At 44.8% G+C, this 26,360-nt stretch carries 14 protein-coding genes; 9 read left to right on the top strand and 5 right to left on the bottom strand.

Translation table 11 applies throughout. The features are described 5' to 3' along the window. Window positions 1-405 precede the first annotated feature (405 nt). Window positions 406-1,842, top strand: a complete 1,437-nt coding sequence (locus GJU87_RS06855; RefSeq protein ID WP_153638851.1) for a bifunctional UDP-sugar hydrolase/5'-nucleotidase — start codon at window positions 406-408, stop codon at window positions 1,840-1,842. Window positions 1,843-2,582: 740 nt separating this feature from the next. On the opposite strand, the gene GJU87_RS06850 is transcribed toward GJU87_RS06855, so the two are convergent. Beyond that, complete coding sequence (locus tag GJU87_RS06850; protein WP_153638850.1) at window positions 2,583-2,954, bottom strand: hypothetical protein; 372 nt, start codon at window positions 2,952-2,954, stop codon at window positions 2,583-2,585. 71 nt (window positions 2,955-3,025) lie between these two features. Continuing rightward, window positions 3,026-4,000 (bottom strand): tocopherol cyclase family protein, encoded by a 975-nt coding sequence (locus GJU87_RS06845; protein WP_194831466.1) that lies wholly within the window; start codon window positions 3,998-4,000, stop codon window positions 3,026-3,028. Between the two features lie 321 nt (window positions 4,001-4,321). Between GJU87_RS06845 and GJU87_RS06840 the strand changes: the two genes are divergently transcribed. Continuing rightward, entirely contained in the window at window positions 4,322-5,728 is a 1,407-nt protein-coding gene (locus GJU87_RS06840) for a radical SAM protein (RefSeq protein WP_153638848.1), read from the top strand. Window positions 5,729-5,762: 34 nt separating this feature from the next. Beyond that, window positions 5,763-10,106, top strand: a complete 4,344-nt coding sequence (locus GJU87_RS06835; RefSeq protein WP_153638847.1) for a two-component regulator propeller domain-containing protein — start codon at window positions 5,763-5,765, stop codon at window positions 10,104-10,106. A gap of 328 nt (window positions 10,107-10,434) precedes the next feature. Here the strand turns inward: GJU87_RS06835 and GJU87_RS06830 are convergent, their stop codons facing one another. Together GJU87_RS06830 and GJU87_RS06825 are read right to left on the bottom strand one after the other, a co-directional pair. Continuing rightward, window positions 10,435-10,905 carry a transposase gene (locus GJU87_RS06830; protein ID WP_153638846.1) on the bottom strand — a complete coding sequence of 157 codons (471 nt, stop codon included), beginning with the start codon at window positions 10,903-10,905 and terminating at the stop codon, window positions 10,435-10,437. A gap of 414 nt (window positions 10,906-11,319) precedes the next feature. Beyond that, on the bottom strand, window positions 11,320-12,033 hold the full coding sequence (locus GJU87_RS06825) for a hypothetical protein (protein WP_153638845.1): 714 nt from the start codon (window positions 12,031-12,033) through the stop codon (window positions 11,320-11,322). A gap of 634 nt (window positions 12,034-12,667) precedes the next feature. Here GJU87_RS06825 and GJU87_RS06820 point away from each other — a divergent pair. Both GJU87_RS06820 and GJU87_RS06815 read left to right on the top strand, forming a co-directional pair. Beyond that, on the top strand, window positions 12,668-14,707 hold the full coding sequence (locus GJU87_RS06820) for a beta-galactosidase (protein WP_153638844.1): 2,040 nt from the start codon (window positions 12,668-12,670) through the stop codon (window positions 14,705-14,707). A gap of 347 nt (window positions 14,708-15,054) precedes the next feature. After that, window positions 15,055-17,151, top strand: coding sequence for an alpha-L-fucosidase (locus tag GJU87_RS06815; protein WP_228491884.1), 2,097 nt, complete (start codon window positions 15,055-15,057; stop codon window positions 17,149-17,151). A 372-nt stretch (window positions 17,152-17,523) separates the two neighbouring features. On the opposite strand, the gene GJU87_RS06810 is transcribed toward GJU87_RS06815, so the two are convergent. Continuing rightward, window positions 17,524-17,733, bottom strand: a complete 210-nt coding sequence (locus GJU87_RS06810) for a hypothetical protein (protein ID WP_153638843.1) — start codon at window positions 17,731-17,733, stop codon at window positions 17,524-17,526. A gap of 266 nt (window positions 17,734-17,999) precedes the next feature. Here GJU87_RS06810 and GJU87_RS06805 point away from each other — a divergent pair, with 266 nt between their 5' ends. The 4 genes from GJU87_RS06805 to galB all read left to right on the top strand — a co-directional run bounded on the left by GJU87_RS06805 (window position 18,000) and on the right by galB (window position 26,308). Further along, entirely contained in the window at window positions 18,000-21,161 is a 3,162-nt protein-coding gene (locus GJU87_RS06805) for a TonB-dependent receptor (protein ID WP_228491883.1), read from the top strand. A gap of 20 nt (window positions 21,162-21,181) precedes the next feature. Beyond that, on the top strand, window positions 21,182-22,768 hold the full coding sequence (locus GJU87_RS06800; RefSeq protein WP_153638842.1) for a RagB/SusD family nutrient uptake outer membrane protein: 1,587 nt from the start codon (window positions 21,182-21,184) through the stop codon (window positions 22,766-22,768). A 28-nt stretch (window positions 22,769-22,796) separates the two neighbouring features. After that, the gene (locus GJU87_RS06795) at window positions 22,797-23,702 is read left to right on the top strand and encodes a hypothetical protein (protein WP_153638841.1); all 906 of its coding nucleotides are present in this window, start codon (window positions 22,797-22,799) and stop codon (window positions 23,700-23,702) included. 179 nt (window positions 23,703-23,881) lie between these two features. Then, entirely contained in the window at window positions 23,882-26,308 is a 2,427-nt protein-coding gene (galB, locus tag GJU87_RS06790) for a beta-galactosidase GalB (RefSeq protein ID WP_153638840.1), read from the top strand. Window positions 26,309-26,360: the final 52 nt, after the last annotated feature.

Genomic DNA, 26,360 nt, shown 5'->3' with positions numbered 1-26,360 from the left:
AAGAAGATGAAAACAAGGAATCATTTCCCAAGACGTCTTCATCGCCTGTTGAACCGTTCTTCGGAACACGAAAACAGAGATAGCTTGAAAGATGCTTCGTCCGGGAAGGTAATCTTCGTGAATACCGAATGGACAGCTTGAAGATGATGTTGTAACAAACGTTGTCCAAAAGCCTCAGGTTACAAGAAAGTCTTCGGACAGTCATGTAGCCGGCCACAATAACCGTAACCTGACACTGTGAAGTGAAAACTTCAACAGCGAAATGGGAACTATTCCTCCGAATGGTTCCCATTTGTGTTTTATAGCCTCATCCTTCCTCCCCCCTTTGTTTTTACCAATTCTTTTCTCTCCAACACATCAACCATTTTTTCTATTTTCACGCCAAAATCTTAATCCGGTCAGGTGATGCGGCAACTTATCTCTATTCTTCTGCTGATAATGTTAGGAATAACATCAAAAGCAAAAGCCCAACAAGTCGATTTGCTTTATTTCACCGATGCCCATCGCATCTTTCCTGTAGAAGATGTTCCCGGCGGACGAGGCGGTGTCGCCCGTCTGAAAACAATAACAGACAGCATCCGGCAAGAAAATCAGAATACCTTCCTGATTCACGGTGGAGATTTGGCCGGAGGTGTTTTATTCGGAGGAATGTACAAAGGCTGGCCGATGATTCGGGCTTTTAATCAAATTCCGCTCGACCTTTGCAATTTTGGTCAGCACGAATTTGATTTTGGTTCCGCTCACGCCGCCTCACTCGTCAAAAAGTCCAAATTCAAGTGGTTTTCAACCAATCTTCAGTCTCCTTCTGGGAAACCGTTCGCCGATGTTCCCCATTACATCATTCACAATTTTAACGGCATCCGGGTTGCCTTTATCGGCTTAACAGACGCAATGAACACAACGTTAAATGACGGAGGCGTTGTCCAGGAAAATTTGAAGAAAGCCATATCCGAAGTTTTACCTCAGATAAAATCGCAGCACCCTGACTGGATTATTGCCGTTACACAAACCGACCTGGAAACCAACAGAAAATTACTCAACGCATTTCCTCAAATTGACTTCGTTTTTACGGAAGAAGAGCATGAATACAACAGCAATGTATTTTACCAGGGAAAACGCCCGATTATCGCTCCGGCGGGAAATATGAGTTCGGTTGCACATGTTATCCTCCGGAAAACAGGAAGGCCATCTGTCGAAATCATTCCGTTGGACTCAACAGTCTCGTCCGACCCGCAACTTCGCAAACTCGAAGTATTTTATCGGAACGATATGAATCAAAAGCTTTCGGAACCACTGGCCCGGCTGGAAGTTCCTCTCTCCTTCCGGGAAGGAATTACGGGTGAAAGCGCTACCGGCAACCTGATTGCCGATGCTTTTCGGGCGGCGTATCATTCCGATGTAGCACTCATCAATGGCGGAGGCATTCGCGCCAATGTTCCCGCAGGGACTTTCACACTGAAGTCTGCCCGTTCATTATTGCCTTTCGGGAATAAGCTATGCCTGGTAAAAATAACCGGAAACCAATTGGAGAAACTAATCAAAGCCAACGTGAACAGTAAAACAGGGCAACTCTTTCAGGTTTCCGGCATAAAATACACCTACCAACTGGAAAGTGATTCCCTTTCAGTTTATCGAAACGGAACTCCCCTACCTCCCAATGATTCAATTTCCGTCACGCTGAATAACTACATTCTGAACCGGACACCGAATCAATTCCAGAGAATCATCGGTGAAAATAATCCGAAAGCAATGTTGGATTACGAAGCACTCAAACACTACGCACTGAAAAATAAAGTGTTGCATCCCCAAAAAGAAGGGCGATTGACCATTATTAGCGAATAATTTTTCTCCTTAGCTCTACCGATTGTTGCTGAAGATCCGGCCCCAGCAATCCCAAACAATCAATAGAAACAAGGCCTACAAGCGTTATCAACAATTGTTAATATCTCTTGTTTGTTTTTCGTTGATTTTGTTTTGCTAAAAACACTTGCCTGATAAATAAAACATTGTAATTTGCATATATCAGGTGAGCGATAAAAGGTCGCGCCGGAAACAAGGAGAAGAAAAAAGTCACTTAATTGGGGCCCGATTCCGATCGTTCAGGTTGCAAAACCTGCTTGTTGAAGGAGCTGAAGCCTGGAAAGCGAAAGGAGTAACATCCAATCGAACTACCAGTCGGTCGCGGATAAACGGAAACGTTCATTTCAAAACTGAATCTGATGGCTCTGCAACAGCAACTCCGGTTAATGTTTGCAGAAAGAAGCCGGAACAAAGGATTTATTTCCTGTTTCACTTCATCGACTGTCAATCAGTTCTTCGGAACAGATAGACAGAGATAGCCTGAAAGAAGCTTCGTCCGGGAAGGTGTCCTCCCGGGACGCCGAAGGGACAGCTTGAAGATGATGTTGTAACAAACATTATCCAAGAGCCTGAGGTTGCAAGAAAGTCTTCGGACGGTCATGTAGCCGGCCACAATAACCGTAACCTGACACTGTGAAGTGCAAACTTCAACAGCGAAATGGGAACTATTCGTCAAAGAATGGTTCCCATTTGTGTTTTTATACGGTTCATTTGAAACTACATCACCCTTGTGATTTGAAATAACGTCGGGTCAGCACCTTCTTCAAATCACGCACGATAATCTGATGAGCCAATACCTCCATCTCATTATAATCGGGCAAATCCAAACCGGCCTGTGTAATTTCCCTTTGCGTAATATCCACCTGGTAAAGCACCGACAAAAGCCGTTGATAATCATTGGTTAGCAGATGACGAATCTGATCGACCAACTGCTCATGTAATTCGTGGTATGCATGATCCGTATTTCCTGAGAAAGTGATGGTAATGCCAAACATGGCAAAGTCCTTCATGATTTGCTCGGCAGTTTCCTGGACAACAGCCGTGCTATCGAGGAATCGGGCTACATTATCATTGTGTATATCGGGAAGATTCATACAATCGATTACATTTCGTTATTCCGTGGAAGTGAAGTAAAGAAAAATATGGCACTTTATCCGTAAAGTCCTCAGAGGATAATTTCCTGAATATTTCCGGCTACCTCCAGACCAGCATTTCGCCCGGTATCCTTAAATACTATCACCCTTCTTTTTCTATCGAACAGCTCCACATCAATGTTCGCAGTCATGCTTTCTTCAATCCTTCCTTCCATAAATCCATGAATAGGTGAAGCCAGCTCTGTAGCTTTTTCCCGACAGGCGCGAATCCCAAGCCGGTAGCTCCGATTTTCAATGATCAATTCAACCATTTCTGCTGAGACTGAAGACTTACGCAAAACCGACTTGTTGTATGTCGTAAAACGAATTAATCTCCCGTCCAACCACAAACCGGCTATGAATCCTACAAAAGCTTTTCGTATCCAGGGAATGTTCGCGACAGAAAGCTTCAGAGAAATTCCCGGACGGGAAAAATGGTTGCTTTGCATCCAGATATACGCACTGGGAAACGACCGTCCCCAATCCTTCTCAGTATAACCTCGTCCACCAAAAAAGTCAACAGATCCACCATTCCACTGCAGCTTCCCCTCGATGCAGTGATCCATACTGACGATTCCATGGTAACATTCCATAAAAGGCACGAACGCGTAGGGGCCCATAATTCCCGGCGAATACCAGGGCTTTGGCCAGGAAATCATACCCGAGAAATGCAATTCGCCTGAAAGGGCGGGCAATTCTAAATGTATTGTATCAAATGAAAAATGATTGCCGGCAATCGAGAATTGGAATTTTCGTGCCTGCGGCCGGAACTGTTCCGCATCGAAACGAAAGTATTCGGAAGTATGTTTTTGTCCGTCAAGAACCTGAATAAAGGCTTGCTTTTTTCCGGCTTCATCCATCGCAATACCCGGAATAACAGCAATAGCTTTAGTTTCATCTGCGCTAACCATCTTATAGTACCAGCCCTCGAAATAACGCCTTTTGCGCCCCCATCCCTGGAACCGTTCCGGATTGAAAAAAGCACACCACTTATTTATAATTAACATGAGATTAAAACTGGTTATGATGATTGTCAGACGAAAACGTTCTAAGCATAACTCTATCCATAAGAAGATAAGGAATGCGAAGGAGAAAATAAAGGATTTTTTCATGAACTCCCTACGGGTGAAGGATCTCAAATCCTATGCGATGAAAAAATGGTGTCCCTAATTCAAAAAAACAAGAATGAATCTATTTAATCATCCGTACGATGAATACTGGTTCCGGCTGAAATTCTGATTGGAAAATTCGATATATTTGCTCGCTTTTTTCGTATAACCGAATAGAGCTAAACATTGATATCGTTAGGTTTCATGAGGAAATAAAAGATGAACGCCTTAATTAAGTACCGGAACGATCTCGTCGAACGAAATCGTCTGGAATATGGTGTTTTTTACGACCAGCTGAAATGGCTGGGGCATTACGAAGCAATTGAACTGGAAGCCGAACGGGACCAAATCCTCGAACGACTAAAAGACAACATTCAAACCGGATTTAAGGAAACGAAAGTCGACACCAGAAATCTATCGCCGGGCTGCCGGCTTTGCGGTGCAGGCGAATGGAGCTGTCTTTTCATCAACAACCGTTGCAATGCACATTGCTTTTACTGTCCTGCTCCACAGGAAACCATTGGCGTACCGGAAACACAAACCATCGATTTTCACACACCGGAAGAGTATGTCGCCTACATAAAAAAGATGGGCTTCAAAGGCGTCAGTTTTAGTGGCGGCGAGCCTTTCCTGACATTCGAGCGTGTAAAAACATTTCTGAAAGCGTTGAGAGATGCATTTGGGAACGAGCTCTACATCTGGATGTATACCAATGGCATTCTTTCTACACCCCAAAAGCTGAAAGAACTCGCTGAACTGGGCCTGAATGAAATCCGGTTCGACATCGGGGCGACCAACTATAACCTAAAAAAGGTGAAACAAGCGATTGGCATCATTCCGGTAGTAACAGTGGAAGTTCCGGCCGTGCCTGATGAACTCGAGCAATTAAAGAAAGCAGTAAAAGAGTTGGCCGAAGCCGGGTTGTCGCATCTGAACCTGCACCAGATGAGATTAACGCCCTACAATCTGCCAAAGCTAATCGACCGAAACTTTCAATTCGCCCATGGCCCGAGAGTAACTCTACCCGATTCGGAGATTACGGCTTTAAAAATTCTGGAGTATACGAAACAGGAACAAATCAACCTGCCGGTGAATTACTGTTCGTATGCTTACAAAAGCCGTTATCAGAAATCGGGATTCCGCAATAAACTGGCTCCGTTTATTGTCAAACCGTTCGAGGAGATAACTGAGAAAGGATACATCCGGAATTTGGCCATCGTTGTTTCCGACTGGGTGCAATTCCGGCAACTGTTTGCTCAACTTCCGGAAAGCGAACAAGGTGAAATTCAAGTTAACGACAAGCAAGCCAAAGTACTGCTCAAAGCCAAAATACTGGAACACTTTCTTCCGGTTACGAAAGAGATATTGGTTTCGTACACCAACATGCGGCTGAGCGAGCAAACCGGTGATATTCCGGATGTGAGCCGCATCTCATTAACCTCTGCCCGCAACATATACATCGAATCGGGTTTTGTTGTGAATGATTTATCACTGCATCCGAATCAATCCAATATTCTACTGCAGCTGATCAACGCAAAACAACCGAAGGAGTGCTTTGAGGATGAACAACTCTTTATCGTCTGGCAACACGAACAAATTGAGGAAGGATTGCCGGAGTATTTTTGACGGAACGTCAGATTAAATTGCCATAAATCCCGGGATGGAGTTTTCGGTCTGTTTTGCAACAGAAAGACAAGCTTCATTCCGGTACAACATTGTGGTAACAGAACTACTGTCGGCCCCATTTCTAAGAATATCATCCGCGTTTATTACGAATGTTTCAGGAAATACCAACCTTTTATTAAATTGCGGAACTGAATCAAGTAAAAGCCGGCCTGTGAAAATCAGATTCACCAACTTTATCCTAATACTGCTTATCACTGTATTTTCAAGTGTTTCCGCATTTTCTCAACAGAAACAATACAACTTTGCCCAGATAAATAATACAAACGGGTTATCGAATAATCATGTTACATGCATTTTGCGTGACAAGCAAGGCTTTATGTGGTTCGGAACTACATCTGGGTTGAACCGCTATGATGGTTACTCCTTTAAAACTTTCACACATAATCCGTCCGACAGTACATCGATTGACAACAACATCATCGCGGCAATCAACCAGGACTGCGATGGAAAACTATGGGTCAGAACCCAAACTGACTTTAACGTGTACGATCCGGAAACAGAGACTTTCTCGTTTTCCAATTCTCCTGTTCTGCAAAAACACCCTGAATTCATTAATCATTTCATCAACCTTTTTACCGACAGTGAAAACCAGAGTTGGCTGATGACCAGCGGTTACGGGGTATTTCGCTTCAATACCCTCCATCAGGATATTGTTCCGTTAGAACATCTCGCCAATAACAATGGTGTAAAGGCAACCTCTGATGTGATTTCCATGGCCGAAGATTCAAAAGGAAACCTGTGGCTCATCCATCAGGATGGTTACCTGGAAATCAAGCCCAAAGGAAGTATGAAAGCGAAGATTCAGGCCAGCTTCCTACACGACCGGTATCCCGGGGAACAATTGGATTGTCGCATATTTATTGACAAAGATGACGATATCTGGATTTCGACACAGGACCATGCCATCGGCCTCTTTTATTATGAGCCTGCCACCGGAAAACTTGTCCACATCGACCAGGCTTCCAGGCCTACTCATACTAACACCAACATCATTACCGGTATCACACAGGACTCGGATGGCAACATCTGGATAGCCACCGACCACGGAGGCATCAACCTACTCGACAAAAAAGATTTCACCATACGCTACCTGACACACGAAACCTACAACGTCCACAGCATTGCTCACAACAGCGTCACGTCCATGTTCCGTGACAGCGAAGGGATTATCTGGATAGGAACCTATAAAGAGGGAATTAGCTATTATCACAAAAACCTGATCCTGTTCAACACCATCCGGTATACGCCTCAAAATGAAGAAGGGCTGAACTTTGGTGATATTAACTGCTTTGCCGAAGACAAAAAAGGGAATTTGTGGATTGGGACTAATGGCGGCGGACTAAACTACTATAACCGGAAAACCGGAAAATTTACCCATTACGTTCATCATGACGATGACCAGAACAGCCTCTCCAACGATGTAATTGTGTCACTGTTTATCGATCACGAAAACAAACTTTGGATTGGAACTTACTTCGGTGGCCTTAACCGTTTCGACGGGAAAAAATTCACTCACTACACCCACAATCCCAAAGATTCAACCAGTATATCCGATAACAATATCTGGTCGATATACGAAGATTCATTTAACAATCTCTGGATTGGAACACTGGGCGGCGGACTCGACCGGTTTAACCGTGATACGGAAAGTTTTCAGCATTTTCGTACCGGCGGTGCGAATTCCATCGTTTCCAATGTTATCATTTCTTTGGTCGAAGACAAACAAAACCGCCTGTGGATTGGCACGCCCGATGGCCTGAGCATCTTAAATACAAGAACCCAAAAATTCAGTAACCTGCTTCATACCGACAAAGACACCACGACATTGAGCAGCAATACGGTGAATTGCCTGTTAGCCGATTCGCGCGGATGGATTTGGGTAGGCACACCCGAAGGTCTGAATGTGTACGACGAGCATACCGGTCAGTTCAGGCGTATTTTGAAAAGTAACGGCTTACCGACGAACAACATTGTTTCAATAGTAGAGGACCAACAACACAATATCTGGCTGGGAACCATCAAGGGACTGGTTCAGATTTTCGTTAAAGGCGACCAGGTATCCGATTTTGCCGTGCGCATCAAACAGTATGACGACGAAGACGGGTTGCAGGCCAAGGAATTCAACGAACGGGCGGCTTATGTCACCCGCAATGGGCAGCTCTTCTTCGGTGGTCCGAACGGCATCAACTTTTTTAATCCCGAAAACCTTATTGAAAACAAAAACACACCGAAAGTGGTATTCACCAACCTGCAGGTTTTCAACCAAACCATCCGGGTAGGTGAAAAATTTAACCGCCGTGTGTTATTGCCGCAATCCGTTACCGACACCAAAGAAATCACGCTGAAGCACGCCGAAAACTTCTTCTCGGTAGCTTTCTCCACACTAAGTTATTTCCATCCGGAAAAAAATCAATTTGCTTACAAACTGGAAGGCTTTAATAACAGCTGGATTTACACCGACTGGAAGAACCGCCGGGCCACCTTCACCAACCTCGACCCGGGCGAATACACATTGCGCGTCAGGGCATCGAACAACAACGGCTACTGGAACCAGGAAGGCGCTACCCTGAAGATTAACATCCTCCCTCCTTTCTGGCAAACGATTTACGCTTATATCGCCTATGTACTCTTTGTTCTGCTCATCATCTGGCTGTGGCGCCAGCGGATTATCAGGCGGGAGCACGAAAAATTCGAGATCGAACGGGAAAAAATCAAGGCACGCCGCCTGCACGAACTCGACATGCTGAAACTCCGTTTCTTCACGAATATCAGTCATGAATTCCGCACGCCGCTTACGCTTATCATCACACCCATCGAACAACTGCTCCAAAAGGCCAGAGATAACGAGGAGAAAAAACACCTGCAGCTGATTTACCGCAACAGCCGGCGTTTGCTCAGCCTGGTGAACCAGCTACTCGATTTCCGGAAACTCGAATTCCAGGAGATTAAGCTCCGACCGAGCGAGGGCGAAATTGTCAGCTTCATTCGCGAAACCACCGAATCGTTTTCCGACCTGTCGGAGAAAAAGAATATTCATCTCTATTTCCAGACCGATGTAGAAAATATCACCGTGTATTTCGACCACGATAAGCTGGAAAAGATTCTCCTGAACCTGCTTTCCAATGCCTTCAAATACACCTCCGAAAACGGCGACGTACATGTGGATGTCCGTTTGAACGAAAAAGAACAGCCGTCCATCGAAATCAGCATCAGCGATACCGGTATTGGTATTCCGGAAGAAAAACAACAGCGCATTTTCGAGCGCTTCTTCCAGGATGACACCAACGGCTCCGATTACAACCAGGGAAGCGGCATCGGACTGGCGCTTGTGAATGAATATGTGAAGTTGCAAAACGGCACTATTACCGTAGAGAGCGAGCCAGGCAAAGGCAGCTGTTTCCGGGTGACGTTGCCATTGGTATTCGGCAAGGAAACTTCGGCGAAAGCTGTACAAGCAAGCTGGAAACGCCAACCGGCAGCTCAGCCTTCGGTAGTTATGGAGCCGGAAACTGCAGAAGAAAGCGAAACAACCGGCAAGCCGTCGAAAAATACCAAACCGGTATTGTTGTTGGTGGAGGACAACGAAGACTTCCGATTTTACCTGAAGGACAATTTCAAACTCACCTTCGAAGTGCTCGAAGCGGGCGACGGACATACCGGCTGGGAAATCGCGTCAAAATCGCTGCCCGATTTAATTATCAGCGATGTGATGATGCCGGTGATGGATGGCATAGACCTGTGCCGGAAAGTCAAGACTACGGCCGAAACCTCGCACATCCCGGTTATTCTGCTGACCGCAAAAGTGGCCGACAACCAGAAGATGGAAGGCTTCGATGTAGGTGCCGACGACTATATCACCAAGCCGTTCAACTTCAAGCTGCTCGAATCGCGCATCAAGAATCTGCTGGCCCAACGCCGGAAACTACAGAAAGCCTTCCGCAAGAAAATCGATGTCAGCCCCAGCGAAATCGAAATCACCTCGCTGGACGAAATCTTCATCAAAAAAGCCATTGATTTAGTGGAGAAAAATATCGCCAACAGTCAGTTCTCGGTACAGGAAATGAGCTCGGAGCTGGGCATGAGCCGGGTAAACCTCTACAAAAAAATCTCGTCGCTCACGGGAGAAACACCGGTGGAATTCATCCGCAGTATCCGGATGAAACGTGCGGCCCAGTTCCTCAAACAAGGCCAGTTCACCGTCAGCGAGGTTGCCTACCGCGTAGGTTATAACGACCCGAAATACTTCGCCCGCCAGTTCAAAAACGAATTCAATATGACGCCGTCGCAATATGCGAAGAACGAAGACGGGAAAAATTAGAGCTGCAATTTCCGCCTGCGGAAAACAGGCTTCCGCCTGTTGAGGTAACGCTTCGAAGTGTTAAGGTCGAGCTTCGAACTGGCACAAATTTCCTTCGAACTTCGCCGGTAGAGCTTCCGCCTCGATCAAATGAGCTTCGAACTTCGCCGGTAGAGCTTCCGCCTTGATCAAATGAGCTTCGAACTGCGCAAGTGAAGCTTCCGCCTTGGGAAAATGAGCTTCGGTGTGATGAGGTAAGGTTTCGGTGTGGTGAGGTTGGGCTTCGGTGTGATGAGGTTGAATCAGGCCTTATTTGTGTTAACGTTTTACAAAGCTTTCCCGGTAAAATTCACTCTCTGTTGAATGTATCCTCTTCCCATTTTTGGGGATTAATTAAAATATAATGACGAATTCGTTTATACGAATCATCGTTTCGTATGACGTGATCGTGATAATTGGATTGCCAATTTTTTACACCGGGTGTGTTGCGCAGAATGTTTATTTGTTTTGATGTTTGCATCTGAAATTTCCCTACCAATTTTGGAATTATCATTTTCCGCCGCTGTTTGCGGTATTGTTTGATCTGTTTGATATTGGGGTTTTGTAACGGGAATGATGGTAGAGAAAATTCATGAATTTTCTCTACGCTATTATCATCGAACAATAAAACGCCATTATCAAAATCGTAATCGCCCAATGTAATGATACAATGGATATAATTGGGCATTACCACCCATTCGTCCAATACGACCCGTTTGTGATATTCGGGAATTTTTTGAAATTCATTTTCGACGATTCTTCCGTATTCGGATAATCGCATTTTTTTTATTCAAAACATTGCCCAAAATACATTGATGCCCGGCAACACAAATGGTAATAAAGTAGTGTTCCGGTGCAGAATAGTCCCAAAACTGCCAGCGATTGGACGCTACCCGATATTTATTCCGGAATTTATCAGTCATATATGCATGCCTTCTTTTATTTCGGATTTAATTTTTCTATCCGTATAAATTACGTTGTCTCGTTCGGTAAATATCATTGGTAAGCATCGTATAGCACCCTAGCTTGAGGTCGCATTTTCCAACATCAAGAGCGAATTCCTCTTATCACCTTTCAAGCATGGAATCCTTATCATATTCGCAAAAATGATTGCTGACTTTGCCTAGATTTATCTGAATTGATAAAAAAAATCCCTCCGAAGAGGGATTCTTAAACACGACCAATTTAACTAAACCTATTCCACCGGTTCTTCAGCGACTTTACGGGCGGCGCTCATGCGGGCCACCACTTTGCTGAAAGTAAACTGTTCTTTTTTCAGTTTATCATCTTTGTAATAGGAGGAAGCAATTTTGCAGATACCAATCACTTCGTTGTAGATATCATTAAAAGCGGTAATAGCCTCTTCTGTGACCTCTTTGGTGGTAGCTTTCAGGGTTTCCTGCGAGATGTTTGCTGCTTTCAACTGGTTGGCATAACCAACAATCCGATCGAGCAATGCCTCGTTGGTTCCGTTGGCTATTATCTGTGCCCGTATTTCAGCGGTTAAGCCTTGTTTGAAGGCATACAGCAGTTCGATCAATGATTCCTGATTTCCTTTCCGGGCACTGGCCAGGTAAGTAGTAAATCCCAGATTTTTCAACATCGCAGCTGCTCCGGCACCAAAATCGACCTCTATTTGCCTTTTCAGGAAAGAGAGGTCGCGCAGCGCCGGCGCCTGAACTGCGGTTACCTGTGCAGTCGCCTTTCTCAAATCGAGCTTGGCATCTTTACCCAGATAGTTTTCGATGGCATTATCGATTTGGGTGGCTGTTGTTGTAACGTACGCCTCGTCCCAGTTGGTCCGGGCTACAGACAAATCAACCAGGTTGTCACTTAGCGATTGAACAATTGTTTCGGCAGCCATTAACATTTCAACGTCTTTGTACTTGTAATTGCGTGTGATTTTCATTGTTAGATTATTAGAGGTTATTAAATAAAAAGTGTCATTTCTGTTGGCTTGCTTAAAGTAAAGGATGAATCATCCCTGGTCGCAATTATACTCTGTGGTACTACTGCACCCAAAAATCCATTCTATCTACTCTCTCACGAAGATTTGCCTTTTGAATCGCTTGCTTTCGTATCCTGGTCGGTTGGCAAAATCACTGCTATATTGGGAAAAACAGCGTACTATGATAAATCACTATCTAATTTAATGAATATTTTTATTAAAATGGTTCTAAACTAAACCCCAGATTAACGAATAATATTCTGTAAAAGATTTCGGGCACAGGTTTGATACCAAGCATAGGCAAGCCTGGAAAGTTATCTGTTCTGATGAGTGTGATGAATAGGCCCTACTGAATATATCATTAACATTTCTCCCCGTTTTCTACACAATTATCGTCCGGGGTTAACATTTCTCCCCCACTCTGAAACATATCAATCACATGACCGAAAAAATGAATCGATACATTCGTTGGTAACAATTTTGCCGCAACGCGACATGAATGCGACAAACAACTAACCGGACGATTGACAGAGCTCATAATTTGCAACGAGATAACAACAGATTTTCAAGTAACTTTAGATAAACTACTAAATCAATGAAAACAACCCGTTTCTTTTCTACGCTTGCCGTTTTGTTCATCCTCACCTGTTCGGTGAATGCTCAACAGTTATACGTTGGTGCCAATTACCATCCGCACGACGATAAAAACATTGGGAAAATCAAAGACGATATCCGGCTTATGAAGGCTGCCGGCTTCAATGTTGTCCGCATGGGGCACCTGGCCTGGGACAGCTATGAACCGTCGGACGGAAAATTTGACTTTGCCTGGTTTGACAAGGTAATGGACCTGATGAACCAGGCCGGTATCAAAGTAATCCTGGATATTGCTGTACGGCCTGCTCCAATCTGGCTACACCACAAATACCCGTCGATTAATATAACGGATGCCAGCGGAAACATGCTCTATCCGAACCACCGCTACATGGAAGACGTGGGCGACCCGATGTATCAGAAGTATGCCCTGCGTTATGCTGAGACACTTGTGAAGCACTACGCCAACTACCCGGCGTTGCTGGCCTTCGGAATCGATAATGAATCGGGTGACGGTCCCATTTCGTACTCGGAAACAGCCCGAAAAAGGTTCATCTCCTGGCTGAAGAACAAATACAAAACCGTTGATCGTCTGAACGATGCCTGGGCCGGACAACGCTGGTCGAGAAAAATAAATGATTTTGATGAAGTGGGTTTTCCCGTGTCGGGTTCAATAAAAGGGGCCCCGGAACGCATGCTCGATTTTCGCCGGTTTGTTTCGGACGAAGTCAACCAGTTTCTGTTTAAACTGCTAAACGTAGTCCACACCGATGCGCCGAATACACTGACGAATACCAATGCCTGGTATTACAGCCCGATGAAATACTTTGACTATTCGAAGATTGCTTATTCGGGCAAAATGACTCGCGAAGGTTGCGGTTTTTATCCTGGAAATTCGTTAACCACCAATTGGGGCGTGATGAATGCCCTGTTCGGTATTTCCCGTATTCAGTTTGAAAGTGAGAACCCATTTTGGTGCACCGAGTTTACAACGATGACTGCCGTGCCCAATTCAATCCGGAAATCGGCTTATGCTACCCTAATGTATGGTAACCAGATGGTTTGCGGCTGGACCTGGCAAAGTATGTGGGGCGGTGAAGAACAGTACCTGGAAGGCATGCTGGACTGGGATGGAATTCCCAACCGGAAGTACGATGAGTATAAAAAGATTGCGACTGAATTTAAAAAGATTGAGAAATATTTTCCCTATAAGCTGAAGGCAGAAGTCGGCCTGGCATTCTCATTTCCCAGTCAGATAGCGAGCAGCGCATTTCCGGAAAAACACGACAGTCAGTTACAGGCTTGCTTCGACCTGTTTTTCCATCGGAACATGGATACCCGTGTTGTCGAAATCAGCAGAAGTCCATTGAACTACAAATTGCTTTTTGTTCCCGGCGTAGCGGTAATGGATAAAACCACTGCGGATAAAATACGGAACTTTGTAAAAAATGGCGGTACAGTAGTGATGACCAGCAACTCAGCCATAGTCGATACAACGGGACAGGTATTTAAAACGACTCGTCCGGGCATGTTGAGCGACGTGTTTGGCATTCGGCTGGGAGGCTACGAAGAGACCGAATCGCTGAATGAAATATCGCGGAAATCGTTTACCGGCAAAAAGATTGAGTTCACTTACAAGGGGAAAGCCATCGACACCGAATCGCCCCGGTTTGATATTATTGACCCTAAAGGAGCCAAAGTTCTCGGCAGCCTGACCAGTCTGGACAAGGATTACCCGATTATGACATCAAACCAATATGGCAAAGGAAGAGCCATTTATGTCGGTCTTCCGGCCAATGCTGCTGTATTAAATCCTTTGGTGGACGATTTGATAAATGAACTGGACATTCCCAAAGGTCCCGATGTACCGTCAGACGTAATGGCACGGCAAATTGACAAAAACCATTTTCTGTACCTGAATATAAGCGGTGAGCCGAAAGAGATTCCGATGAAGGGAAAATCGCGAAGTATTCTTTTTGATAAAGATTACTCCGGCAGTTTCACCATTGCGCCTTACGAGCCGGAATTTATCGAATTGAAATAGATAATTAACCGATTGACCTAAAACCACGAATAAGTAAAAGTACATGAAAAAACGTCACAACGGATGTGGTTAAGAATCATCAGATTTTCCTGAAGATTAGGAATATCAACAACACCGTCGACATGTTTTACAGTGCCGACGGCGTTAAATGGAATAAAATTGAGAGTTCGCTCGAAGTCTCCTCCTTGAACCATAACGTGCCGGGTGGATTCTTAAGTTTGCAAATTGATCTTTGTTCCATTGAAGATGGAAGTGTGAGCTTTAAAAATTTCAAGTATAAAGTCATACAATAGGCACATACTTGAAATAATGATAAAGTTGTGTATTTAAAAATAATCTGATTCAATATGAATAAATCAAATGGTATGGTTAGGTATCTTTTCTATGGAATAATTCTTTCAGTTAGTGTAATCTTTAGTAGTTGTACCCGGGTAAAACCTCCGGCCCCGTGCGGACCAGTCCCGTCCGAGAACCAATTGAGATGGCAGGAAATGGAGTATTATGCTTTTGTTCACTTCTCCCTGAATACGTATACCGACCAGTCATGGGGATATGGAAATGAAGATATCAATCTGTTCAATCCAACGAAACTGGACTGCCGTCAATGGGCCCGTATTTGCAAAGAAGCAGGGACGAAAGGAATCATTATTACAGCCAAACATCACTGTGGCTTTTGCCTGTGGCCATCCAAATACACGGAATATTCGGTAAAAAATGCTCCCTGGAAAAATGGGAACGGAGATGTGGTTGGTGAACTGGCTGAGGCTTGTAAAGAATATGGACTGAAACTAGGTATTTACTTGTCGCCCTGGGATCGGAACTATGCGGATTACGGGAAACCCGATTACATTACCTATTTCCGAAACCAACTGACAGAACTACTCACCAACTATGGACCAATTTTCGAGGTGTGGTTCGACGGGGCTAATGGTGGTTCCGGTTATTACGGAGGAGCCAACGAAACCCGCAAAATAGATCGTAAAACCTATTATGACTGGAAGAATACATACAAACTGGTCCGTAAACTTCAGCCCAATATTGTCATCTGGAATGACGGAGGAGATCGGGCAGATTTACGCTGGGTTGGAACCGAATCCGGTTCTGTTGGTGCCACCAACTGGAGTTTGTTGGATAGTACAGGTGAAGTACCTTACAACATGTTACATTATGGCGTTGAGAATGGAAATGACTGGGTGCCGGCGGAAGTAAATACATCCATCCGTCCGGAATGGTTTTATCACCCGAGCGAAGACAGTAAGGTTAAAACATTACCGCAGCTCATGGACACTTACTACCACTCAATTGGCCGCAATGCTACTTTACTGCTCAACTTCCCTATCATGCCTGATGGCCTGATTAATCAGAAAGACGAAAAGGCAGCATTGGAATTTGCCAAAGCGGTGAAAGAAGCTTTTGCCATCGATTTGGCTGAAAAGAAGAAAGCTGATGCTTCCAATGTTCGTGGTGATAGTAAGGAATTTGATGCTGGCATGGCCGTAGATGACGATAAAGACACCTATTGGGCTACAGACGATGGAGTGAAAAAAGCTTCTCTGACAATCGATTTTGGTAAGCAAACTACATTCAATCGTTTCCTGGCGCAGGAATATATCAAATTGGGACAACGCGTGAAAAGCTTCACCGTGGAAGCGTTGGTCGATGGAAACTGGAAAGAAGTGGCCAAAGCAACGACGATTGGATACAAACGTATCCTGCGTTTCCCAAGTGTAACCGCCACTCAGGTTCGTTTCAATATTACTGATTCCAAAGCTTGTCCGGTTATTTCCAATGTCGCGATTTACGATGCTCCACAAATCCTGACGGCACCTTCCATTATTCGGAATCAAGCAGGTGAAATCAACATTACTCCGGCTGATAAAGAATCGGAGGTATACTACACGTTGGATGGCAGCGAGCCAACTCCAAAATCAAAGAAATACACCGGTCCGATCCAAATCGGAGGAAAACTGCAAGTTAAAGCTATTGCCTACGACGCGGAGACAGGGAAAAGTGGCCCTGAGACTCAGGAATCATTCGATCTGCCCCGAAAGACATGGAAAATAGTGGGAGTGAATGATAAAAAAGCTTATGCAATTCTGGATGGAGATCCATCTACAGCCTGGCATCAAAGTAAAAAGAAAATGCCAGTCGATTTGGTGATCGATTTGGGAAAAGAAGAAAACTTGTGTGGTTTCAAATACTTCCCTGACCAGAGATTATGGGGACCGGGAATTATTACCAATTATCAGTTTTATGTTTCAAAAGACAATAAGAGGTGGAAACTGGTTAACCAGGGAGAGTTTTCCAACATTAAAAACAACCCGCTATGGCAAACTAAAAAGTTTTCGGTTGAAAAGGCCCGCTATATCAAATTTCGTGCATTAAAAAATGCAGAAGATAACAACAATATTGGGTATGCCGAAGTTCGGTTGATTACAAGGTAGCTTAGGCATTCAGAGAACAATAAAACGAGGTTTGAAAATTCTTTTTGTCATCAATTTATTTCATACGAAAAAGAGCAGGAAACCAATATCATTTATTCATATGAAAATCCCTCTTCGGAGGGATTTTTTACATGAAGCCCCAGGATTTCTTCTCCCTAACGTTATGATATAAAACGAGCCTTGACTCCCATATTGGTTGAAATCGCTTCCTAAACACACCGCAAAGAGCCATCAATAAAAACCACAAAACATCTGTTCTGATGACTGTTATGAAATGCCCTAATTGGTCATACCATTAACATTTCTCCCCATTTTATTTACAAATATCTCCCCCTGTTAACATTTATCACCCCACACAGAAACAAACCAATCCTATGGGCGGCTACGTGAATCGATACATTCGTCAGTAACAATTTTGTCGCAACGGGACATAATGCGGCAATCAACTAACTGGGTCATATGAAAAGTTTTAATCCAAACCTGCATTGGCTGCACGACAACGCGAATAGGGTTGTACATCTGTGCCTTGTCGTACCCGAAAATTCCTTCCGGGAAACAGCACCATACTTTGTGCACTGCCACTCCCTCTGTTTTTCATCCGTCAACCAGTATTCGCCTGCTTTTATCCAGCAAATCACCTGCGTTTACAGCCGGATACAAAAAATTCTGCAACAAACATTCACAAACGATTATATAGAAACCGGAAACAGTTGAGTTTTCGGTAAGAACTTGTTTTACACCCTTTTTTCAACAAAACAAATAAACCTATGAAGAATGAACAACTCATGAGAAAGTCGCTGACGCGATTCTTCTTATTTCGGAAACAAATGATTCAAATAGCACGAATCATGGCAGTCCTGACGTTGGTGTTCCTTGTCGTTCCGGGCTTTGCCCAAAATCAGCAGACTACCATCAACGGAACCGTAGTTGCTGCTGACGATGGTTCACCCATTCCGGGCGCTACCATTGTGATAAAAGGCACGTCAACGGGTACGGTATCCGACATCGATGGTCATTTTACGTTGCAGGCAAAACCGAATGACGTCCTGGAAGCATCGTTTATCGGGTACACCACACAAACCATCCCGTTAAACGGAAAAACATCGGTGACCATCACCATGAAACAGGATATTAAAGGACTGGACGAAGTGGTTGTAATTGGTTACGGTGTTCAGAAAAAGAAACTCGTAACGGGTGCTACAGCTTCTGTCGACGGTTCGAACCTTGAGAAAGAGAATACAACAAATGCTTTACAAGCCATGCAGGGAAAAGCCGCTGGTGTGAACATTACCTCAGAATCGGGACAGCCCGGAGGAGGCTTCAAAGTAAATATTCGTGGTGTGGGTACCATTGGCAACTCCAGTCCGCTGTATGTTGTCGATGGGGTGATTACCAACGATATTACCTACCTGAATAACTCGGACATTGCAACGATCGACATTCTGAAAGATGCTGCATCGTGTGCCATCTACGGGGTAAACGGAGCTAACGGCGTTGTTTTGATCACCACCAAAGGCGGAAGTGCCTCCGGCAAGAAAGGCGGTCAGATTTCGTTTGATGCTTACTATGGCCTGCAGAACGTACCCCGTAAGGTAGATATGCTGAATGCCCGTGAATATGCCACGATGCAAAACGAGGCAGCCATCAATTCGGGGAAAGCTCCTTTTTTCACTCAATCACAAATCAACGCACTGGGTTCCGGGACCAACTGGATGGACGAAATGTTCGTCTCAAATGTTCCAACTCAAAACTATAGCTTGTCGGCGAGCGGCGGAAGTGATATTTCCACTTATTCGCTGGGACTCTCCTATACCAGTCAGGGTGGTATCGTTGGTGGTTCGAAATACTCGAACTACGACCGTTACAACTTCCGCAGTAACAGTGAACGCAAGTTGTACGGCAACAAGCTAAAAGTAGGTGAACACCTGACCTTCTCTTTTAAGGATCAGCAAGGTATTAAGGATGGAGATATTTACAACAACAGTTTCCGTGGAGCTTTCAGCACTTCTCCGCTGCTAGCCATGTATGGTCCTGACGGGAATTTTCTGAACAGCCAGGATGAAACCGTTTACAATGGCGGCGTATGGTATGATGGAGAAACCAACCCCTATGCACTAATGGTACTCACCAATCAAAATAACACCAAGACACAAACCCTGGTTGGCGATGTATATGCAGAACTTGAACCAATTAAAAATCTGAAGATCAAAACGACTTTCGGTTTGAACTACTCGGCATCGGCTTACCACAGCTATTTGCCGGCCTACGGTCATCTTTCACTTTATTCGTATAACGATTACGAAACCATTACCCAGAGTAGCTCACAAGGTTATACCTGGAACTGGGACAATACGGTAAACTACACCTTCAATCTCAACGATCACAAGTTTGATATTTTAGGAGGTACCTCTGTTCGCAAGTACACCGGAAGCTGGATGAATGGTTCGAACAAAGGAACAACACTGTTTGGAAACTTCGATCGTGCTTATTTAAGTAACTCTGAGGTGACCACCATTACCATGAGTCCAAGCAGCGATGCGGCCGATGCACAAACGGTTACACATACGATTTCACTTACGGGTAATCAGAATGCAGTTTATGCACAGGAGTCGTTCTTTGGTCGTATTAATTATGACTATAAAGAAACTTACCTGGCATCGGTTGTGTTCCGCGCCGATGGTTCCACCATGTTTGCCAAAGGGCATCAGTGGGGTTATTTCCCATCTGTATCGTTGGGTTGGGTAATGAGTAACGCTCCTTTCATGGAGTCGACTAAGAATGTTATCAACTTCCTGAAAATACGCGGTAGCTGGGGTACCAATGGTAACGATGCTATTTCTGCCTTCAACTATCTTTCGCTAATCAAGCTGGATAATGCCCAGTACAACTTTGGTAACGACAATAGTACCCTAACACCGGGCTCCTATCCATCGACCATAGGTGTAACCGACACTAAATGGGAAACGTCGTACCAAACTGATCTGGGTGTTGATGCACAGTTCCTCGACAACAAGCTGAGTCTGAACGTAGATTTCTACAACAAGAAAACCAAAAACTGGCTGATTGCCGCACCGTTACTGGCAACTGCCGGAGTTGCCACCAACCCTTATATTAATGGAGGTGATGTCACCAATAAAGGTGTTGAAGTACAATTAAGCTACAACAATAAAATAGGAAGCAATTTCCACTATACCATCAATGGTTCGTTTTCGTATAACAAGAATGAGGTCAACAATATTCCTACCGAAGACGGAATTATCCATGGTGGTACCAACATGCTATTCAACAATGCACCCGAGTTTTTCCGCGCTTCTGCCGGAAATCCGATTGGTTACTTCTGGGGCTATAAAACCAACGGTATTTTCCAAACCGAGGCCGATGTACAAAACTACACCAGCAACGGAGAAGTACTTCAACCTAGTGCGCAGCCTGGCGATGTCAAATACGTCGATCTAAACGGAGACGGAAAAATCACGGCTGATGACAAGACCAACATCGGCGATCCGAACCCACACGAAGTTTTTGGTCTGAGTTTTTCCTGCAACTATAAGAATGTCGATTTCTCGGTAACAACGAATGGCGTAGCCGGAAATAAAATCGTTCAGTCGTACAGAAACGTTGCCAGTGCATATGGAAACTGGACCAGTGAGATTTTGAGCCGCTGGCACGGTGAAGGTACATCGAATACCATGCCCCGTGTAACACAGGATAATGCCAACTGGGCCAAGTTCTCCGACTTGTATATCCACGACGGAAGCTACTGGCGTATCTCTAATATTTCACTGGGCTACGATTTTGCCAAGTTGGTAAAATGGCAAAATCTCAGCGAGTTTCACTTCTATGTAGCTGCTCAAAACCTCTTCACCTTTACCAAATATAATGGCATGGATCCGGAAGTAGGTTACTCGGCAAAGGATGCCAACGGAGTGTACTCTTTTGGACAGGGTGTAGACTTAGGTTTCTATCCACGTCCAAGAACACTAATGGTCGGTGTTAATGTTAAATTCTAAACCTTAAAGAAGAAATAAATATGAAAAGATATAGGATTTTGTTTATTGCAATGATTGCAATGACTGCCTTCAGTTCTTGCAGTGATTTTCTCACGACCGACCTGACGGATCCGAAGAAGACCAGCGAGTCATATTACCAAACGCCTTCTGACGCATATACCGCATTGGTAGGGTGTTACAATGGATTGGATCTGATATGGAACGGAGGTGTTGCTTTTCCGGTTGTATCTGAAGTGCTCTCTGATAACTGTTTGGGTGGTACCGGCGCATCGGATGGATACGGCTATCAGTTGTTGGACGAATTTGATAAATCAGTATCTCCTTCCGATGTTTCCATTTATAGTGACACATGGAAACACTACTATCAGGCTATTTACCGCTGCAATACTCTGATTGACAAAATCGATCAGGTTGACTGGAGCGACAGTACGGCACTGAAGAATCAATACGAATCAGAAGCCCGATTCATCCGTGCTTTCTGCTACTTTGACATGGCGCGTCTATGGGAAAGAGTCCCTCTGGTTACAACTCCAACTTTGGATAATGTGGCACAAGCTGAGCCAGATTCAACCTACACACAGATAATGAAAGATTTGCGCTTCGCCGTTAACAATCTTCCTTCTACCAATTATGCCAATGTAACGAGTGGAAGAGTAACCAAATGGGCTGCTGAATCACTGTTGGCAAGGGTTTACCTGTTCTACAGCGGATACTATGGTAAGACCTCTATTGGTGGTGAAACAGCCCAGACAGCTTTAGCCGCTGTTGAAGATGTAATTGCCAATAGCGGTCACAGTTTGGTAAGCGACTATACGACACTGTGGCCTGCAGCTTCATTGGCAAAAGGCGTTTCTTATGCAGGGGAAGACAACCCCGAGGTGGTTTTCTCTATCAAGTATTCCTCCACCGGTGATTACAACGGCAACATTACAGGTAATACCTGGATGGTGATGGAAGGAATACGGGAGGAGTCACATTTCCCATACCAGTACGGGTGGGGAGCTTGCACAGTAGACCCGAAGTTGTACAATACCTTTAGTGCGGACGATAGTCGCCGGTTCGCCTCCATCATCAATATTTCAGAAGAATTTCCGGATTATTCCAAAGCGGATAAAACACGGGAGTATACTGGTTACTTTATAAAAAAATATAGTCCGGTTTGTGATTCAAGCGGAACGTCAGTTGTCTCAGACTTCCAGATAGGTCAGTACCAGGATTATTTCGCTATCCGTTACTCCGATGTATTGCTGATGGCAGCTGAGTTGGGAAGTCCCAACGCTGTTTCATACTACAACCAGGTATTGGAAAGAGCTGATTCGACAGCTACACCGGCCTCGTCGGTCAACGGGGATATGATCATGGCCCAGCGTCGGCTGGAGTTTGCAGGCGAAGGCATCCGCTACTGGGATCTGCTTCGTCAGGGAATCGATAAAGCAGCTAAGACAATTGCTGAGAACACCTCCGTTTCCTACCTGGATGATGGAGGAACATCTCCCAGTGCTTCACAGCTGGAAGCAAACATTAAAGCAACCAATGGATTTCAGCAAATACCCAATGACCAGATTACTCTTTCATCAGGTACATTGAAACAAAATGCAGGTTGGTAAGAATAACGGATCATTAAAACAGAATACAATGAAAAACAAATTCAAAATCTTATATACGTTATTGGGATTGACCTTGCTGTTTTCGGCCTGCACGCCGGATAAATACGAGCTTGGCCCAATGCTCTCCAAAAGCGATTTAAACTTTACGATAGAACCATCGGGTACAAATCCGAATGATATCGTTCTCACCAGTTTGACACCCAATGTGACTCCCCTGTGGACTACTCCTTTTGGACGTTCTATCAGAGTGATTGACACAGTAAATGTGGCGTTTCCGGGTGACTATACTTTTAAATACGGAGTAGAAAGCGCCGGTGGATATGTACAGGCCGATTCTGTTCAAGTATCCATCACAACACTCGACCAGAATGCAGTAAGCGGAGATTTATGGATCGACCTTTCGGGAGGTTATGGCGAAGAAAAAACATGGTACCTCGATCTAGATGCCAATGGCATCAGTAAGATATGGGCAGGTCCCATCTACTATTACGGAACCAACGATAGTTGGCTTTCGGTAACCGAGGGCGTTGCTGTTGGCGGTGATTCATGGAACTGGTCACCCGATTGGTCAGGAAACCAGTGGCTTTGCGCTGCTACCGATTTCGGTTCCATGACTTTTAACCTGAAAGGCGGCCCCTATGTACAAGTTGACCATACGTCCACGCCAGATGGAATTACGATGGGCGGACAACAATCGGGAACCTACATGCTGGATACGAAGAATCACACCATTACATTGAATGATGTGACATTGATTCATCCCATCAATTATCATACAACTCTGACCAAATCGTGGACCGGTAAGTTCAAGATTATGGCGTTGACACCAGACAAGATGATGATTGGTGTTCTTCGTGATCCGGTGATTTCCGGACAGGGAGCCTGCATCCAAACATTAAACTTCGTTAGCAAAGCATATTACGATTCACATTAGTCTCATCACAAGTAGCAGTTTAATCCGGGAAGGGCACTTTGCTCTCCCGGATTTTTCCAGTTCTTTAATTATCTGATAATAAAAACAGAAATGCTGTTCCAAAATATTTTGACGGTAATCGCTTAGGTTTATTGGATAAGTAATGGTACTTTTTACAATAAAACTTTTCAGTATATACAATGAAAATAGTCAACACTCTTTTTCTGCTGCTCGCTTTGCTTCTTGTAATAAACGGATGCAAGCAGTACCAGCCGCAAAGCAACCGGGTTCGAATTATCAGTGATTTCGACAACAATTGGAAATTCCACCTGGGCGATACAGCCAATGCCAGTGAAACTGCATTTAACGACACAAACTGGCGAAACTTGAACTTACCTCACGACTGGAGCATCGAAGGTGAATTTAGTAAAGACAATCCCGCCGGTGTTGGTGGAGGTGCCCTTCCGGGCGGAATAGGCTGGTACCGCAAAACCTTTTCTCTTCCAAAAGAAAATGCAGGGAAAATGATTTACATCGATTTCGACGGCATTTACCACAACTCGGAAGTTTGGATCAATGGTCATTATCTCGGAAAGCGTCCGAACGGCTACATCTCCTTCCAATACAATTTAACTCCCTACGTACATTTTGGCGACAGCACCAACCTCATTGCCGTGAAAGTCGACAATTCCGATCAACCCAACTCCCGTTGGTACAGCGGTTCCGGAATTTATCGGAATGTCCGCCTCGAACTCACCTCCCCGCTTCACATATCACACTGGGGCACACACATCACAACACCTGAAGTGAGTAACGAAAATGCATTGGTGCAGGTTACCACGCAGGTTACCAACGATTCGAAGGAATCGAAAAAAATTACGCTCCGGACCACCGTTTACAATCAAACCGGGACGGCTGTCGGAGAGACTAACAACGAGAAAGAAATTGCAGCGGGTGAAACAGCTTCTTTTGACCAGCAATTTCATATTCAGCAACCTGAATTGTGGTCGGTTAACTCGCCTACTCTCTATAAAAGTGTTTCGCAGGTTATCAGCAACAACAAGACCATCGATGACCAAACCGTTCCATTTGGCATACGCTATTTCAACTTCGATGTAAACAAAGGATTTTCATTGAATGGCATTCCGATGAAAATCAACGGCGTCTGCATGCACCACGATTTAGGATGCCTTGGAGCTGCCGTCAATACCCGGGCCATTCAGCGGCAGCTAAAAATTTTAAAAGATGCCGGTGTCAACGCCATCCGCACTTCCCACAATCCTCCGGCTCCAGAATTGCTGAATCTGTGTGACAAAATGGGTTTCGTCGTCATGGATGAAGCCTTCGACATGTGGAAAAAATCCAAAACAAAATACGATTACTCACTCGATTGGGACAAATGGCATAAAAAAGATTTAACCGATCAGATTCTTCGCGACCGCAATCACCCCAGTGTGATGATTTGGAGCATTGGTAACGAAATTCTGGAACAATGGGACTCCACCGGAACCAGTATCGCACGCGAACTGGCCGGTATTGTTCATCAATACGATACAACTCGTCCGATTACTTCTGCCTGCAACGATCCGCAGCCGAGCAACAGCATCATCAAGTCGGGCGCTCTTGACCTGATTGGTTTCAACTACCATCATCAGTTGTATGCCAGCTTTCCGGATTCTTTCCCCGGGCAAAAATTCATTGCCACCGAAACAATATCAGCGCTGCAAACAAGAGGTAGTTACGATATGCCGTCAGACAGTATCAGGCTGTGGCCCAAACGATGGGATCTTCCCGAAAAAGGAAATCCGGATTACACCTGCTCGTCTTACGATAACTGCCATGCACCATGGGGTTCGACACACGAAGAGACACTCAAGGTTATTGAAAAATACGATTTCCTTTCGGGACAATTTATCTGGACCGGCTTCGATTATTTGGGAGAACCGACGCCTTATACATGGCCGGCACGCAGCTCTTACTTTGGCATTGTCGATTTGGCCGGCTTTCCAAAAGATGCCTATTACTTGTACCAAAGCGAATGGACAGACAAGCCGGTACTGCATATCTTCCCGCACTGGAATTGGAAAAAGGGACAAGCAATTGATGTATGGGCCTACACCAACTGCGATGAAGTGGAGCTTTTCCTGAATGGGAAATCGATGGGCATTCGAAAAAAGACAGGTGACAAACTTCATTTGATGTGGCGCCTGACCTACGAGCCCGGCACACTGAAAGCGGTAGGCAAAAAAGATGGGAAAGTCATCCTCACCAAAGAAATTCAAACGGCAGGCAAACCAGCCAAGCTACAGCTTACGGTGGACCGTCCGCAAATCCATGCCGATGGTAAAGACCTGGCTTATGTGACCGTGAATGTAGTTGACCAAAACGGAACGCTGGTTCCACATGCCGACAATCTTGTTCATTTTAAAATTAAAGGTGAAGCCACCATTGCCGGCGTAGATAACGGAAGTGAGACCAGTCACGAGCCGTTCAAGGCCAATTACCGGCACGCTTTTAACGGAAAATGCCTGGTCGTCCTCCAATCCGACGGAAAAACCGGAAACATTGAGCTCACAGCCTCAGCAGAAGGACTTTCGGATGCGAAGGTGACGGTAACTGCTCAATAAAAACGGATAGGTAAAAAGCAAACAATCATTCAATGAAACAAAGAATAAACAA

The sequence above is a fragment of the Prolixibacter sp. NT017 genome (assembly GCF_009617875.1).
Lineage (GTDB): Bacteria > Bacteroidota > Bacteroidia > Bacteroidales > Prolixibacteraceae > Prolixibacter.
This window is presented reverse-complemented; position numbering and strand designations above follow the sequence as displayed.

What these genes read in the sequence shown, in the direction of transcription:
- GJU87_RS06805 (WP_228491883.1), top strand. Translation starts at nt 18,000, where the DNA reads ATGGCAGTCCTGACGTTGGTGTTCCTTGTCGTTCCGGGCTTTGCCCAA.
- GJU87_RS06845 (WP_194831466.1), bottom strand. Translation starts at nt 4,000, where the DNA reads ATGTTAATTATAAATAAGTGGTGTGCTTTTTTCAATCCGGAACGGTTC.
- GJU87_RS06850 (WP_153638850.1), bottom strand. Translation starts at nt 2,954, where the DNA reads ATGAATCTTCCCGATATACACAATGATAATGTAGCCCGATTCCTCGAT.
- GJU87_RS06835 (WP_153638847.1), top strand. Translation starts at nt 5,763, where the DNA reads ATGGAGTTTTCGGTCTGTTTTGCAACAGAAAGACAAGCTTCATTCCGG.
- galB (WP_153638840.1), top strand. Translation starts at nt 23,882, where the DNA reads ATGAAAATAGTCAACACTCTTTTTCTGCTGCTCGCTTTGCTTCTTGTA.
- GJU87_RS06795 (WP_153638841.1), top strand. Translation starts at nt 22,797, where the DNA reads ATGAAAAACAAATTCAAAATCTTATATACGTTATTGGGATTGACCTTG.
- GJU87_RS06830 (WP_153638846.1), bottom strand. Translation starts at nt 10,905, where the DNA reads ATGCGATTATCCGAATACGGAAGAATCGTCGAAAATGAATTTCAAAAA.
- GJU87_RS06800 (WP_153638842.1), top strand. Translation starts at nt 21,182, where the DNA reads ATGAAAAGATATAGGATTTTGTTTATTGCAATGATTGCAATGACTGCC.
- GJU87_RS06855 (WP_153638851.1), top strand. Translation starts at nt 406, where the DNA reads ATGCGGCAACTTATCTCTATTCTTCTGCTGATAATGTTAGGAATAACA.
- GJU87_RS06820 (WP_153638844.1), top strand. Translation starts at nt 12,668, where the DNA reads ATGAAAACAACCCGTTTCTTTTCTACGCTTGCCGTTTTGTTCATCCTC.
- GJU87_RS06825 (WP_153638845.1), bottom strand. Translation starts at nt 12,033, where the DNA reads ATGAAAATCACACGCAATTACAAGTACAAAGACGTTGAAATGTTAATG.
- GJU87_RS06815 (WP_228491884.1), top strand. Translation starts at nt 15,055, where the DNA reads ATGAATAAATCAAATGGTATGGTTAGGTATCTTTTCTATGGAATAATT.
- GJU87_RS06840 (WP_153638848.1), top strand. Translation starts at nt 4,322, where the DNA reads ATGAACGCCTTAATTAAGTACCGGAACGATCTCGTCGAACGAAATCGT.